The 14,230-nt window shown below is 69.2% G+C and carries 13 protein-coding genes; 8 read left to right on the forward strand and 5 right to left on the reverse strand.

Features of this window, described 5'->3' with window-relative positions; all coding sequences use genetic code 11:
• Nucleotides 1-36: 36 nt before the first annotated feature.
• A complete protein-coding gene (locus tag DMH03_RS22510) occupies nucleotides 37-945 on the forward strand; it encodes a S9 family peptidase (RefSeq protein ID WP_125793903.1) in 909 nt (302 codons plus the stop codon).
• A 6-nt stretch (nucleotides 946-951) separates the two neighbouring features.
• On the opposite strand, the gene DMH03_RS22515 is transcribed toward DMH03_RS22510, so the two are convergent.
• Together DMH03_RS22515 and DMH03_RS22520 are read right to left on the reverse strand one after the other, a co-directional pair.
• Nucleotides 952-1,875, reverse strand: coding sequence for a hypothetical protein (locus DMH03_RS22515; RefSeq protein ID WP_125793904.1), 924 nt, complete (start codon nucleotides 1,873-1,875; stop codon nucleotides 952-954).
• On the reverse strand, nucleotides 1,872-2,378 hold the full coding sequence (locus DMH03_RS22520) for a hypothetical protein (protein ID WP_125793905.1): 507 nt from the start codon (nucleotides 2,376-2,378) through the stop codon (nucleotides 1,872-1,874). The genes DMH03_RS22515 and DMH03_RS22520 overlap by 4 nt, the downstream gene beginning before the upstream one ends.
• A 215-nt stretch (nucleotides 2,379-2,593) precedes the next feature.
• Here DMH03_RS22520 and DMH03_RS22525 point away from each other — a divergent pair, with 215 nt between their 5' ends.
• The 5 genes from DMH03_RS22525 (at nucleotide 2,594) to DMH03_RS22545 (ending at nucleotide 7,428) form a co-directional block, all read left to right on the forward strand.
• Nucleotides 2,594-4,006 carry an APC family permease gene (locus DMH03_RS22525; protein ID WP_125793906.1) on the forward strand — a complete coding sequence of 471 codons (1,413 nt, stop codon included), beginning with the start codon at nucleotides 2,594-2,596 and terminating at the stop codon, nucleotides 4,004-4,006.
• Nucleotides 4,003-4,902, forward strand: coding sequence for an ROK family protein (locus DMH03_RS22530; protein ID WP_125793907.1), 900 nt, complete (start codon nucleotides 4,003-4,005; stop codon nucleotides 4,900-4,902). The genes DMH03_RS22525 and DMH03_RS22530 overlap by 4 nt, the downstream gene beginning before the upstream one ends.
• 101 nt (nucleotides 4,903-5,003) lie before the next feature.
• Nucleotides 5,004-5,576: an NADPH-dependent FMN reductase gene (locus tag DMH03_RS22535; protein ID WP_125793908.1), complete on the forward strand. Its 573-nt coding sequence runs from the start codon at nucleotides 5,004-5,006 to the stop codon at nucleotides 5,574-5,576.
• Nucleotides 5,577-5,599: 23 nt separating this feature from the next.
• Nucleotides 5,600-6,580, forward strand: coding sequence for an ATP-binding cassette domain-containing protein (locus tag DMH03_RS22540; protein WP_125793909.1), 981 nt, complete (start codon nucleotides 5,600-5,602; stop codon nucleotides 6,578-6,580).
• Nucleotides 6,577-7,428 (forward strand): ABC transporter permease, encoded by an 852-nt coding sequence (locus tag DMH03_RS22545; protein WP_125793910.1) that lies wholly within the window; start codon nucleotides 6,577-6,579, stop codon nucleotides 7,426-7,428. The genes DMH03_RS22540 and DMH03_RS22545 overlap by 4 nt, the downstream gene beginning before the upstream one ends.
• A gap of 28 nt (nucleotides 7,429-7,456) precedes the next feature.
• Here the strand turns inward: DMH03_RS22545 and DMH03_RS22550 are convergent, their stop codons facing one another.
• Entirely contained in the window at nucleotides 7,457-10,582 is a 3,126-nt protein-coding gene (locus DMH03_RS22550; protein ID WP_125793911.1) for an AAA family ATPase, read from the reverse strand.
• Nucleotides 10,583-10,838: 256 nt separating this feature from the next.
• Here DMH03_RS22550 and DMH03_RS22555 point away from each other — a divergent pair, with 256 nt between their 5' ends.
• Nucleotides 10,839-12,113 (forward strand): cytochrome P450, encoded by a 1,275-nt coding sequence (locus DMH03_RS22555; RefSeq protein WP_199748969.1) that lies wholly within the window; start codon nucleotides 10,839-10,841, stop codon nucleotides 12,111-12,113.
• Between the two features lie 3 nt (nucleotides 12,114-12,116).
• Here DMH03_RS22555 and DMH03_RS22560 read toward each other — a convergent pair whose 3' ends face one another.
• The gene (locus DMH03_RS22560; RefSeq protein WP_125793912.1) at nucleotides 12,117-12,743 is read right to left on the reverse strand and encodes an alpha-ketoglutarate-dependent dioxygenase AlkB; all 627 of its coding nucleotides are present in this window, start codon (nucleotides 12,741-12,743) and stop codon (nucleotides 12,117-12,119) included.
• Between the two features lie 99 nt (nucleotides 12,744-12,842).
• Here DMH03_RS22560 and DMH03_RS22565 point away from each other — a divergent pair, with 99 nt between their 5' ends.
• Nucleotides 12,843-13,622 (forward strand): alpha/beta fold hydrolase, encoded by a 780-nt coding sequence (locus DMH03_RS22565; protein WP_233611586.1) that lies wholly within the window; start codon nucleotides 12,843-12,845, stop codon nucleotides 13,620-13,622.
• Here the strand turns inward: DMH03_RS22565 and DMH03_RS22570 are convergent.
• The gene (locus tag DMH03_RS22570; protein WP_125793914.1) at nucleotides 13,594-14,169 is read right to left on the reverse strand and encodes a hypothetical protein; all 576 of its coding nucleotides are present in this window, start codon (nucleotides 14,167-14,169) and stop codon (nucleotides 13,594-13,596) included. The two genes, DMH03_RS22565 and DMH03_RS22570, sit on opposite strands and share 29 nt — an antisense overlap.
• Nucleotides 14,170-14,230 lie beyond the last annotated feature (61 nt).

A 14,230-nucleotide genomic window follows, 5' to 3' on the forward strand; every position in this document is an offset into this window, starting at 1 on the left:
GCGCGTCGGGGTGACGTCGCGGGCATACTGTTTCGCTTGTGGCGGAACGAGGTCCGCTTCCCGCGCGTCCTGGATATCGTGGAGATCGACAGCACGCGAGGAAGGACAGCGGTGGGAGAACCGGTCACGGGCACGGCCGCGGGAGTACCGTTCACAGTTTTGCCGCCATCGGCCGAGGTCAGCGGTCCCGCGCCGGTGGTCGTCGCTTGGCACATGATCGACGCGCCCCGTTCCGACGCCGCGTTCGCGGCCGCGTTGCCGCTGGCGGGGGTGCCTGCGTGGCGGGTGTACCTCGGAATGCCGTTGTGCGGCGCGAGAATGGTCGACGGCTCGATGGACGCCTTGCTCGAGCGGGCCCGGCGTGACGCGATGCTCGCCTACGTCGACCCGGTCGTCGCGCAGGCCGCGCTGGAGTTCCCCGCCGCGCTGGCCGAACTGCGTGAACGCTTCGGTTTCGACTCGTCCAGGATGGCCGTCGTCGGCGGTTCGCTCGGCGGTGCGGTGGCACTGACGATCCTGGCCACGCGGGAGATTCCGGTCCGCGCGGCGGTCCTGATCAACCCCGCCGTGCGGGCGCGTTCGGTGATCGGCCTGGTCGAAGACATGCTGGAACAGGCATATCCGTGGAGCGACGAAGCAGAACGAGCGGCGGATCAGCTCGACTTCGTCGCACGATCGGGTGAAATCTCGGCGCGAGACGAGCAGGTTCCGTTGCTGCTCGTCAGCGGCGAGGGCGACTATCCGTCCCTGCGCACCGATGCCGACGACCTGGTCGCCGCGTTGCGTGAGCGGTACGCCCGTCCGGACGACGTCCGCCTGGCCAGGCTGCCCGGTCTCGCGCATCCGCTGGCCGAAGAGCCGGGCATCGAACCCGCGCCGCAGTTGCCGATCGCGAAACTGGTCGACGACACGGTCACCGAGTGGCTGGAGCGCCGTCTGGCTTGACACGCGTCAGCAGGCGGGCGGCGGGACCGATCGGGGCGGGCCGAATTCGAGGCGCAGCTTGTCGGTCTTCGGGATCACGAACGCGACGCCGGTCGAGGCCCGCCAGTTCCCCGGGAGGAAGACGTACTGGCCGCCGGACTGGAGCAGCAGCTTCAGCCCGGTGTACCGGTACTTGTACGCCGATTCGGCGTCGGCGCATTTCACCTGCGTGACACCGTTCGCGGTGAGGTTGAGGCTTTCCGCGCTGTACAAGGTCGCGGCCGGTCGCGTCGGGATCACCCCGGAGGCCTCGAAGGCGCGGCTGGTGCCGACGGCTCCCGAGTAGTCGCCGACGGACCAGAAGAGGCCGATGCTCACCAGAACGTAGCCGGTCACCAATTCCGCGACGTTCGAACGGCCGCTCGCCGTTCTGTGCGAGGTCCAGTGACGCCAGGCGAAGAGCACCATCAGGACACCGATCGCGAAGCCGACCCCGGGAGCGCCGGGATGGTCGCGAAAGGGTTCCGGGTCGAGGGCGATCGCCGTCGACGAGACGAGGAGCGCTAGGCCGAGCACGCCGGCGACCGGGGCGCAGATCCGCAGCAGGCGGTTCCAGACATTCTCGCCGAGCCGCAGCTTCAGGAACCGGGTCAGGATCAGGAAGAGCAGCACCGCGCCCGCCGTGCCGGTCAGCGGCAGGAGCATGCCGTCGACACCTCGCCCGAAGATCTCGTCCGGTGTCTGGCCTAGCAGCGTGTAGTGCACGCGGAAGTAGATGAAGTACGTCTGCGTGTAGACGAGCCCGAAGTAGTAGAGCAACGCGGTGAGCAGGGTGGTGTTGGCCAGCGCGGTGCCGATCAGCCTGAGCGCGCGCGACGGGTCGGCCGCCGGCTCGCCGACGGCGGGCTCGGGTCTGCGGAGGCCCCGGCGGACTGAGCGCCGGACGCTCATCCGCCCGTGGTTTCGCTCGGTGCGGTGCTTTCCGGCTTCGAGGGAGCGGAGCTTTCCTCCGTCGTCTCGCTCGTACACGACCTGGCCACGATCTTGACAGTTTTGCCGGGGAGAACCGGATTCGGCCCGATACTGAGGATGCAGTCACCCGCGTCCGGGTTCGGGATCACCACCGAGACACCGCACCGCCGGGGACTCTTGCAGAGGTCCGCGAGGTTCTGCTCGATCGCGTTCTTGGCGGTGGTGGGATCGGTGCCGAGCAGGTCGCTGTTGTACTTGATGGGGCTTCCGGGAACCACGGGCGGGCGGGGTTCCTCGGTACGCCGGGGTCCCGGCCCGGTCGGGGCCGCCTCGGAGGACGCCGTCGGGGCGGTCTCCGTCGTCACCTCGCTGCCGGTGGTCAGATCCGCCGGAGCGGTGTCGCGGGGAGCCGAGGCCCCGCCGCAGGCCGCCGTGAACCCGAGAGCGGCGATCGCGATAGCCGTGCCGAACAGCCGTTTCATGGACCTCACCGTCCCTGGGAAGACGTCCTTCTGAGTAAGGACGCAGAACGACGGCCTCCTGATACGTCCCGGCTTGGGCCATTCGGGCGTATTTCGCCGCTTTCGCCCTTTCGGGCAGTCCGGGGTGGACCGGCACGCGACAACTTCATCGCCTGGCCTTCCGACACGCCGTGTTTTATGTTAAGAAACTTTACTAACTAAGAGGGAGGCGCGTTTTGAGTTCATCCCCGCTGCCGGGGCTCGAGCGGAAGATCGGGCCGCTCCAGGCGACCGCCATCAACATGACCCAGATGTGCGGCATCGGCCCGTTCGTCACCATCCCCGCGATGGTGGTGACCCTCGGCGGCCCGCAGGCCATGTTCGGCTGGCTCATCGGCGCGGTCATCGCGCTGGCCGACGGCCTGATCTGGGCCGAACTCGGCGCCGCCCTCCCCGGCGCCGGCGGTACTTACGTGTACCTGCGCGAGGCGTTCGGCTCCCGGACCGGCAGGCTCATGCCGTTCCTGTTCGCGTGGAGCGCGGTGCTGTTCATCCCGCTGATCATGTCCACCGGCATCATCGGGCTCGTCCAGTATCTCGGGTACCTGATCCCGGGGGTGGCCGACGACGGCGGGACCACCGGGCTCGGCAAGGTCATCGGCCTCGGCGTCATCGTCCTGATCGTGCTGGCGCTGTTCCGCAGGATCGGCGAGATCGGGAAGCTGACCACCGTCCTGTTCGCGATCATGCTGTTCGCCGCGCTCTCGGTGATCGTCGCCGCCTTCACGCATTTCGACGGCGCGCAAGCGTTCGCGTTCACGCCGGGCGCGTTCTCCTTCGACGGCGGCGCGTTCTGGGCGGGGCTCGGCGCCGGCCTGATCATCGCCATCTACGACTACCTCGGCTACAACACCAGCGCCTACCTCGGCGGCGAGGTGCGTGACCCCGGCCGGACGCTGCCGCGATCGATCATCCTCTCGATCCTCGGCATCATGAGCCTGTACTTCCTGCTGCAGCTCGGCGTGCTCGGCTCGGTCCCGCTGGAGGAATTGAAGAACGCCACTTCGGTCGCCTCCACCGTGCTGGAACAGGCTTGGGGCACGGGCGCGGCGAAGGTCATCACCGTGTTCATCGTGATCGCCGCGATCGGCTCGGTGTTCGCCGGTCTGCTCGGCGGCTCGCGGGTCCCGTTCGAGGCCGCGCGCGATAAGGTGTTCCTGCCGGTGTTCGCCCGACTGCACCCGAAACTGAACCTGCCGACGGCCGGTGTGCTCACGATGGGCGTCATCGCCGCGATCGGCTCGCTGTTCACGCTGACCGCGGTGATCAACGCGGCGGTGACGGTGCTGGTGCTCATCCAGTCGCTCGCGCAGGTCGCGGCGATCGTCGTGCTGCGGCGACGGCGGCCGGAACTGGAGCGGCCGTACCGCCAATGGCTCTACCCGATCCCGACGGTCATCGCGCTGCTCGGCTGGGTCTACATCTACTTCTCCGCCACCTGGCTTTCGATCGGGCTTTCGGTGGGCTGGATCGCGCTCGGCGTGGCGGCGTTCCTCGCCTACGCGAAGGCGGAGCGCGTGTGGCCGTTCGGGCCCAAGGGAATCCAGGAATCGTTCGCGGGGGCGGCAGCAGAGGGGAACGTGCGGTGACGGGGGACGAACTGATCCTGGGGATCGACTTCGGCGGGACGAAGGTCGCGATCGGGCTGGCCGACAGAGCCGGGACCCTGCTGGTCACCCGGCGGCTCGACACCGACGCGCAGGCGGGCGCCGGGCAGGTGGTCAGCCGTGCGCTCGCCGCGGCACGGAAACTGCTCGCCGACGAAGGCGCCGCGGACGCCCTTGTCGCGATCGGCGTCGTCAGCCCCGGCATCGTGCTGGAGGACCGCATCCTGCTGGCCCCCAACGTGCCGGGCTGGGAGGAACTGCGGCTGCGCGAACTCGTCGCCGCGGAGTTCGAAGGCGTGCCGATCGAGGTGGGCACCGACGCCAAGGCGGCGGCGCTCGCGGAATGGCGGTGGGGGGCGCTGGCGGACACCGATCCGGCGGTCTTCCTCTCCTTGGGGACCGGGATCGCCGCGGCGATCCTGGTCGGCGGACGGCTGCTGGCCGGCGCCAACGGAGCTGCGGGCGAGATCGGGTACAACCTCCGCTCGCCACAGGACACCGACGGGTTCTCCGGCGGAGCGGCGCCGCTGGAAGAGGCCGTCGGTGGGCGTGGGCTGGGCGGCCGGGCGAGTGTGCTGCTCGGCCGCCCGGTAACCGCGGGTGAATTGTTCGGCCTCGCCAGGGAAAACGCACAGGCCAAGGAATTGGTCGGAGCGGCGCTCGACGAACTGTCGATGCACGTCGCGAACCTCGCCATCGCGCTCGACCCGCGGCGCATCGCCGTCGGTGGGGGACTGGTGCGCTCGGCCGACGTCCTGCTGCCCGCGCTGCGAGACCGGCTGGCCCAGGCCGTGCCGTTCCCGCCGGAACTGGTGGCGGCGAAGTTCGACCAGGACGCGTCCCTGCTGGGCGCGATCGCGATCGCGCTGGACGCCTAGCGCGATCACCGACCGAAGCCGCCGGGCCTTCGCTAGATCCGATCTAGCGAAGGCCCGGCGGCTTTCTCGCGCCTAAGGGGTGAGGCGAGAGGAGGTCGGCCATGGACGACAGTCCGCTGCGGGTCGCGGTGATCATCGGCAGCGTCCGCGAAGGGCGGGTGGGGGACGCCGTCGGCAAGTGGTTCACCGGCCGCGCGGAACACCGGGACGACCTCGTCACCGAAGTGCTCGACCTCGTCGAATTCGACCTGCCCGCCGGGCTGCCGGAACCGCCGTCCGCCGACATGAAGCGATTCGCGAGGCTGGTCGACGAGGCCGAGGCGTTCGTCGTCGTCACCCCCGAGTACAACCGCAGCTTCCCCGCGTCGCTCAAGCAGGCGATCGACTGCGCCTACGACGAGTGGCGTGCGAAGCCGGTCGGGTTCGTCTCCTACGGCTACCGTTCGCAGGGTCTCTACGCCGTCGAGCAGCTGCGCACGATCTTCACCGAACTGCACACGGTGACCATGCGCGACAGCGTGGCCTTCAACCTCCTCGACGGCACCTTCGCCCGCGACGGCACCCCCTTCGACACCGACGGGCAGGGCCAGGCCGTGACCACCTTGCTCGACGAACTCGTCTGGTGGGGCCTCGCCCTGCGCGAAGCACGCGCCAACCGTCCTTACGTCTGCTGAAAGCTTCTGAAAGGAAAACGAAAATGAGTGAACTGGCCATCGAAGCCTCGGGGCTGGTCAAGGTGTTCGGGGAGAACCGGGCGGTCGACGGGATCGACCTGAAGGTCCCCGCGGGCACCGTGTACGGCGTCCTCGGACCGAACGGCGCCGGCAAGACCACCGCGGTGAAGATGCTCGCGACCCTGCTCCGCCCCAACGGCGGTGAAGCGCGCATCTTCGGCAAGGACGTCGTCCGCGAGGCCGACGCGGTCCGGTCCATGGTGAGCCTGACCGGGCAGTACGCCTCGGTCGACGAGGACCTGACCGGGACCGAGAACCTGGTGCTGATCGGCAGGCTGACCGGGCACCGCAAACCGGCCGCCCGCGCGCGGGCGGCCGAACTGCTGGCGGCGTTCGGATTGTCCGAGGCCGCGGGGCGGCAGGTGAAGAACTACTCCGGCGGGATGCGGCGGCGGATCGACATCGCCGCGAGCATCCTCAACACCCCGGACGTGCTCTTCCTCGACGAGCCGACCACCGGTCTCGATCCCCGCAGCCGCAACCAGGTCTGGGACATCGTGCGAGCGATCGTGGAGCACGGCACCACCGTCCTGCTGACCACGCAGTACCTCGACGAGGCCGATCAGCTGGCCTCCCGGATCGCGGTGATCGACCACGGCAAGGTGATCGCCGAAGGCACCAAGGGGCAGCTGAAGGCCTCGGTCGGCGCGGGCGCGGTCCACGTCCGGCTGCGGGAGGCCGATCAGCGTTCCGAAGCCGAGGCGCTGCTCGTCCGCACCTTGCAGGCGCAGGTGGTGCTCGAATCGGACCCGGTCGCGCTGACCGCGCGGCTTTCGGGCGAGAGCACCGAACAGGGCGCCGCCGAACACGCCTCGCACGCGCTGGGCGAACTCGCCCGCGCGGGAATCATCGTCGACACCTTCTCCCTCGGCCAGCCGAGCCTCGACGAGGTCTTCCTGGCCCTGACCGACCGCACCGCCACGCCTGAGGAGAGTGCAGCTTGAGTACCACGGCAGTCAAAGAAAACGAACCCGTCCTCGCGGCGCCGAAGCCCGAAGACCTCGCCGCCGTCCTGATCGCGAAGACGCGGCCACCGCGCCCCAGCGCGCTGTCGACCTCGGTCACCTTCGGGTGGCGCGCGATGCTGAAGATCAAGCACGTGCCCGAGCAGCTGTTCGACGTCACGGCGTTCCCGATCATGATGACGCTGATGTTCACCTACCTGTTCGGCGGCGCGCTGTCCGGTTCGCCGACGGAGTACCTGCAGTTCGTGCTGCCGGGCATCATGGCCAGCAGCATCCTGATGATCACCATGTACACCGGGATCTCGGTGAACACCGACATCGAGAAGGGCGTGTTCGACCGGTTCCGCACGCTGCCGATCTGGCGGCCGTCGGCGATGGTCGGCTACCTGCTCGGCGACATGCTGCGCTACCTCATCGCGTCGGTGGTGATCCTCGGCGTCGGCCTGATCATGGGCTTCCGGCCCGGCGGCGGATTCGGTGGCGTGGCCGCCGCGATCCTCCTGCTGCTGGCGTTCTCGTTCGCGTTCTCGTGGATCTGGACGATGTTCGGCCTGCTGCTGCGCAGCGAGAAGTCGGTGATGGGCGTCAGCATGATGGTGCTGTTCCCGCTGACCTTCCTCAGCAACATCTACGTCGACCCGAAGACGATGCCGACCTGGTTGCAGGCCTTCGTCGACGTCAACCCGGTGACCCACGTGGTCGCGGCGGTCCGCTCGATGATGTCCGGCAACTGGGACGGCGGCGAGATCACCTGGGTGCTGATCGCCGGCGGAGTCATCCTCGCGATCTTCGGCACGTTGACGATGCGGCTCTACAACCGGAAATGAACTGGGGGTGACAAGGTCCCCTGGCGGCTCACAGCCGCCAGGGGACCTTGTCTTCGGGTGCGTAGCGGCACGAAGAACCGGTGGTGACCGACGCGCGCAGGTGCGCGGCCAGCGCCGGATGCTGCTCGTCGAGTTTGCGCAGGGTGTCGCGGATGCGGGCGGTCACCGTCTTGCGGGCGCGTTCGGCCTCGTCGCCGAGCCGCCTGGTGCGGCCGCCGAGCCCGGCCGCGGACCGCAGTTCGGCGAGCAGTGCGTCCCGTTCACGGTCCAGAGCCGCGGCGCGCGCGTCCTGGCCGAGCTCGGTCGCGGTGTCGATCAGTTCGTCGAGTTCGTCCAGCCGCGCGCGATACCGGGCTTTCGCCTCGTCGTCGAGGACGGCGTCCCCGCCGAGGCTCTTCGCGGCGACGACCTCCTCGCCTCCCGCGGGATCGAGCAGCCGGACGGCCGCCACCTCCGAACCCGGCCTGCCGAGCAGGAAATGCAGGTCCCGCAACCCTTTCGAGTCCGGAAGGCGGGCAGTGACGCCGTCGAAGTGCAAGGTCCACACGGCTTCGTCGCGACGGAACTCGGCGGCGGGGGCGGGCGGCGCCTGCGCGCTGTTCCGCGTCCGCGCCACCCTGGACAGGATCTGCCGCATGCCGAACGCGGTGGCTTCTCTGTCCACTTCGGACAGCAGGGTCGCCGCGGCCGCCGCGTCGCCTTCGAGATTCCGGCCGAGCAAAGCCGCCGCCAGCCAGGACTTGGCCTCGGTCGCCCAGACCGTGGCCCTCAGCCGGTCCGCGGAGAGCGCGGCGCCACGAAGCCGGTCCACCGCGTCGTTCCAGCGTTCCTGCGCCAGATCGAGCCTGCCGAGCCAGAGGTCGACCGGGCCGGAGATCTCGCAGCCGTACAGGGAAACCAGCCATTCCCCGCTGTAGGGCGCGAGCAGTGCGCGGGCGGCTTCACAGCGTTCGGGATCGCGCGAGACCGCCGCCGTCTGCGCCTGACAGCGCAGCCACAACGCTTCCAGATCGCGAGGGTACGGTTTCGCGTCGCCCGCGAGATCGGTGAGCCGCACGGCCTCCCCGACGTCCTCACGGTGGGCCGCGGTGACCGCCTCCAGCAGACGGCTGTACGAGTACCCGCCGCGGGCGATCTCACGGTGCAATCCGGCGAGATCGTCGAACCGGCCCTCCAGGCACCACCGGGCCCACCGCTGCAACTGGTTCAGGTCACCGAAATGGGGATGCTCATCCCCCTCGTGGTCGGCGAGCACCTGCTGGATGTACGCCTCGGCTTCGGTGAACCGGCCTTGGAGGGTGGCGATGATGCTCTGGTCGATCCGGGAGGCAAGCTGCGAACTCGGCGCGCGGCCGGTGCTCGCCAGTGCGACGAATTCCTGATATTGCTCGAAATACCGGGGATCGCCCTGTTCGAGCAGCGCCACCCACTTGAACGACGCCGCGTAGTGCTCCAATTCCGGGTTCGCCGTGCGACGGCCGACCACGACCAGTTCGTCGGTGAGCCGTTCCCGTTCCGCGGCGCTGCCCGGCCCCCAGATCGCGTCGTGCCGGGCCCACAGACCGAACAGCAGAGCGGAATCGTCCTCATGGTCGCGGGCGGTCATCATGATGCGCGCGGACAGTTCCTGCGTCATCTCCTCGACGGTGAGTTCCTGTCCTGGCTCGCGGCCGCAAAGCCGCGCGTGTGCTTCGGTGAGCACCTTGACCGTCTCGTCGACCCGAAGGCTTTTGTGATCGGCGCGGACCAGGGTCAGCGCCAGCCTGGCGAGGAGATCGTCGTCGTCGAGTTCGTGGATGAGCGCGGAAACCTCGTCGAGTACCTGTCTGCCCTCGTCCGTCTCGTGGTGACGCGTCAGGTGCGCGCCCAGTTCGAGGGCGATGCTCGCCTGCCGCCGCCGGTCCTCGGCGATCTCCATCGCCCGCCGGTAGTGCGTGGTCGTCTCTTCGACGGCCATCCGGCCGGTGGCGTCGATCGCGGCGGCCAGCAACAGGTCGATGGCCTCGCCCGGATCGAGTTCGGGTCCGGCGAGCAGCGCGTGGCGGGCCAGGTCCGCGGGGAAGAGCCGGTCCCGTGACGTCGGCGTCTCACGGGCCGCCGCGACGACCGCGGCGTGCTGTTTCCGGCGGTCCTGTTCGGACAGGGCCGCGTACAGCGTCTCGCGGACGAGGTCGTGGGCGAAGGCGAACCGGCCTTGCCCGTGCACCACGACCAGCCGTGCCGCGACGGCCTGGTCGAGCAGCCGGTCCACCTGGGGCACGGGCGCCGAGGCCACGCCGGCGAGCAGCCTGCGGTGGAATTCCCTGCCGAGTACGGAGGCGGTGGTCAGCAGATCGAGAACAGGCTGGGGGAGCAGGGAAAGCCGTCTCTGCAGGGCATCGGCCACGCCGGGCGCGATGGTCTCCGCGGAACCGCCGCTGTGCCAGAGCCGCGCCGTCTGCTCGACGAAGAACGGGTTGCCGCCGGTGCGGCGGTGGACTTCGGCGACCAACGCGTCTTCGGGCGCCGTGCCCGCCGTCCTGGCCATGAGCGTGCCGACCTCGTCCGGTTCGAGGCCGGTGAGCGTGACCGAAGTGGCCTTCGCGAGCAACGGCAGCATAAGCGAGCGAAGCGGGTGATCGGTCGCCTCGACCTCGACGTCCCGGTATGTGCCGATCAGCAGCAACCGTTCGAACCAGGTGTGCTGCGCGGCGAACTCGAGCAACCGCAGCGACGCGGCGTCGGCCCAGTGCAGATCGTCGAGCACCACCACGATCGGCTGATCCTGGGAGGCGGCCACCAGCGCGCTCGTCACCGCGTCGTACAGCCGGAAGCCGTCCGCCGCGCCGTCGCCGCGGGCTTCACCGAGCAGGACGTCCAGTTCACTGTCGGCCATCGCGGCCCAGCGCCCCTGCCCGACCGCGCGCCGCAATCCGCGGATCACCTGGGTCCACGGCCAATAGCCCGGCGCGCTGGCCGAGTCCCAGCAAGACCCGTTGAGCACCAGGGCGCCGAGGTGTTTCGCCTCCTCGGCGGCGCCGGTGACGAGCGTGGTCTTGCCGATCCCGGCCTCGCCGGTGACCAGCACCAGCCCGCCGTGGCTTTCGGCGGCACGGGCGATCTCCGCGCGGAGAACCCCCGCGGGATGGTCGCGTCCGATGAGTACGGCTGACATGTCCGAATCCTCCCAGTAAGGTCCGACAATCTCACGACGCGCACCCGATGTCAGGCGTTATCTCCGGTCCGTTGTGACCGACGGTGACCGAGGTCTCCCGGTCGCCGGGAACCTCCCGCGGCGGAAATCCGACTTTCTGGACGTGACTGATCGAGTGGGACGGCGGGTGAACAACCGTCGAAAATCCTGCCCCACCGGGCGAAGGCGACCTGTTGTGCCAGGTCAGGTGCTCAGCGGCAGGAGTAGGGTGCAGGGTATGGGGAGCATTCGCTCGCGCGTGTTGGCTTGGATCGGCCGCCGTTACCTCGCGCGTCAGCAGAAGAACGGTTTCGACCTGTCCAAGATGTCCATCATCCCGGACAACGCGCTGCTGCCGCTCAAGCGCGACGGTCTCGACCCGGTGGCCGAGCTGGGCCGGATCCGCGCGACGGAGCCGATCAGCAAGCTCGACCTGCCGTTCGGGATGAACGGCTGGCTGGTCACCGGTTACGACGAGGCCAAGGCCGTGCTCGGCAAGGTGAGCGAGTTCAGCAACGACTTCACCAACCTGGTCGGGAACGCGGGCGTGACCGAGGACCAGAACCCCGGTGGGCTCGGGTTCGCCGATCCGCCGGTGCACACCCGGCTGCGGCGGCTGCTCACGCCGGAGTTCACCATGCGACGGCTGTCCCGGCTGACGCCGCGGATCGACCAGATCGTCGCCGACCAGCTCGACGCGATGGCGAAGGCGGACGGCCCCGTCGACCTGTGGGAGGCCTTCGCGCTGCCGATCCCGTCGCTGACGATCTGCGAGCTGCTGGGCGTCCCGTACGAGGACCGCGACGACTTCCAGCGGCTGAGCACCGCGCGGTTCGACCTCTTCGGCGGCGCGGGCGCGTCGCTCGGCGCGATGACCGAGTCACTGTCCTATCTGGACGACATCGTCAAGAAGCAGCGCGAGAACCCGGGCGACGGCCTGCTCGGCATGCTCATCAAGGACCACGGCGACGAAATCGACGACCGCGAGCTGGCGGGCCTCGCCGACGGCGTGCTGACCGGCGGCCTGGAGACCACGGCGAGCATGCTCGCGCTCGGCGCGCTCGTACTGCTCAAGGACCGCGAGCTGTTCGAGACCGTCCGCGGCGACGACGACGCCGTCCACAAGTTCGTGGAGGAACTGCTGCGGTACCTGACGGTCGTGCAGATGGCCTTCCCGCGCTTCGCCAAGGAGGACATGGAGGTCGACGGCGTCCGGATCGCGAAGGGCGACATCGTGCTGGTCTCCCTCAGCGTCGCGAACCGTGACGGCGTCCTCGGTGAGGACATGGAGAAGTTCGACGCGACCCGCGAGCCGACGTCGCATCTCGCCTTCGGCTGGGGAATCCACCGGTGCATCGGTGCCGAACTGGCCAGGATGGAACTGCGCACCGCGTATCCCGCGCTGGTGCGCCGGTTCCCGGAGATGCGGCTGGCGGTCGAGCCGGAGGCGGTGGGCTTCCGGAAGGTCTCGATCGTCTACGGCGTCGACGCGCTTCCCGTGCTGCTGGAGTGATTCTCAGGCGACTCCTCTCGGACGGAACTGGATGCTGATCCTGGGGCCGACCGGTTTGGCGGTCTTGGGGACGGCGTGTTCCCACGTTCGCTGGCAGCTGCCGCCCATGACGATCAGGTCGCCGTGGCCGAGGGCGTGCCGGACGGTTTCGCCTCCGCCACGCGGGCGCAGCGCGAGCTGCCGGGCGGCGCCGACCGAGACGATCGCGACCATGGTGTCCTCGGTGCGCGAGCGGCCGGTGTCGTCGCCGTGCCAGGCGACGCTGTCGCGCCCGTCCCGGTAGAAGCACAGACCGGAGGTCACGAACGGCTCGCCGAGCTCGTCGGCGTAGTGCGCCGAGAGCGTCTCCCTCGCCTCCGTGAGGATCGGGTGGGGGAGCGGCATGCCCTCGCGGTAGTAGCTCAGCAGCCGGGGAACGGCGACGACACGGTCGTACATCTGCCGTCGTTCGGCTTGCCACGGCACGTCTTCGGCGAGCCGGGCGAACAGTTCGTCCGCGCCGGTGAGCCAGCCAGGCAGCACGTCGATCCAGGCGCCCCTGGTCAGTTCGGTGCGCCGGATCCCGTCGAGCGAGCCGAGCCCGAGCGCGGCGCACTCGTCGAACAGCGAGGCTTGAAGGGCGGGGGTCATGGCAACCGAACATACCCCGGTCCTGATCATTTGTCGAACGCATGTTCGAGTCGGAAAAATGACCTGCGTCCGGCGGCGAGGCCCGGCACGATGGGTCGCATGATCAACACAGCGAAGTCCGCCGACGGAACGCCGATCGTGTTCGAGCGACGCGGCGCGGGGCCGGTGGTGGTGGTCGTCGCGGGTGCGGGCAACGACCGGCACGGTGACGAACCGCTGGTCGCCGAACTGGTGGCCGAGTTCTCCGTGGTGACCTACGACCGGCGGGGCCGGGGCGACAGCGGCGACACCGCGCCGTACGAGGTCGAGCGCGAGATCGAAGACCTGGCCGCTGTCGTCGCTTCACTCGGTGAGCCGGTGATCGTGCACGGCATCTCCTCCGGCGGCGCGCTGGCCCTCCTCGCCGCCGCGGCCGGGGTGCCGATGGCGCGCCTGTCGGTCTTCGAGCCGCCTTATCGCGGCGAGACCGAGGAAGTCCCCGAGGGATACGCCGACGAGATGCGCCGCCTGGTCGCGGCGGACCGCTGGGACGACGCCGTTGCCCTGTTCATGATGTCCGCGGTCGGCTCTCCGGCGGAGGCTGTCGCCGAAGCCAAGGCGACGCCGGTGTGGGCCGAACTCCGGTCTTTCGCGCCCACGCTCGTTTACGACGCCTTCGTGATGAGGGACTCGAAGGTGCCGGGCGAACTGGCGACGATCGCGACGCCCGTCCTCGTGGTGAACAGCACCGGCAGCACGGATTGGCTCAAGGCCGCCGCACTCGTCACCGCGAAGGTGACCCCGGGAGCGAGGCAAGTGGAGCTGGACGGCGAGTTCCACAGTGTCCAGCCGGAGCGGCTCGTGCCGGAACTCAGTGCGTTCTACCGGGATCCTCGCTGAGGCGCAGGTAGGCCGCGCCGCGTGGAGAGATCCGATAGCCGACTTCGAGGCTGAGCGTCAGCCCGAGGTTCTTGAGCTTGCGGATGTCGACCTTCAGCGTTTCCTTCTCGCGGCCGAGGAGGTCCGCGAGTTCCTGTGCCCGGCGGCCGGGATTCCTGGCGATGATCCGCAAGGTTTCGTGAGTCCACGGGCGGCGTCTGTCCATCTTGGACAACCGTTTGCCGATGGCTTCGAAGTCCTTTTCGGACAGTTCCGCCTCCGCGCTGAGCGCGCGGCGGGGATCGGGCCCGAGGTAGCGCAGGTGGATGCGGTACACCGGGGCGTCCGCGGGGCCGCGCAGGGTGCTGCGGACCGCGTTCGCCGAGTCGGCCCCGGAGCGGCGGGCGTCGGCATCGGTGATCGTCGCCGGATCGACGGTCTCGACGGAGCCGACCTCGATCACCCCGGCCTCCAGTCGCATGATGTCGCCCTGGCGGACGTTCTGCTTCGACCAGCGCCGGAACGCCAGGTCGATCGTCCCGGCCGCCAATCCTTCGAGGACCGTCATGGAAAGGATCACCTTCGTTACCCAATCAGCGGGACGCCGGAGCGTCAACGTCTTGTCCGAT

This window comes from Amycolatopsis sp. WAC 01376 (assembly GCF_003947415.1).
In the GTDB taxonomy this organism is placed as follows: Bacteria; Actinomycetota; Actinomycetes; order Mycobacteriales; family Pseudonocardiaceae; genus Amycolatopsis.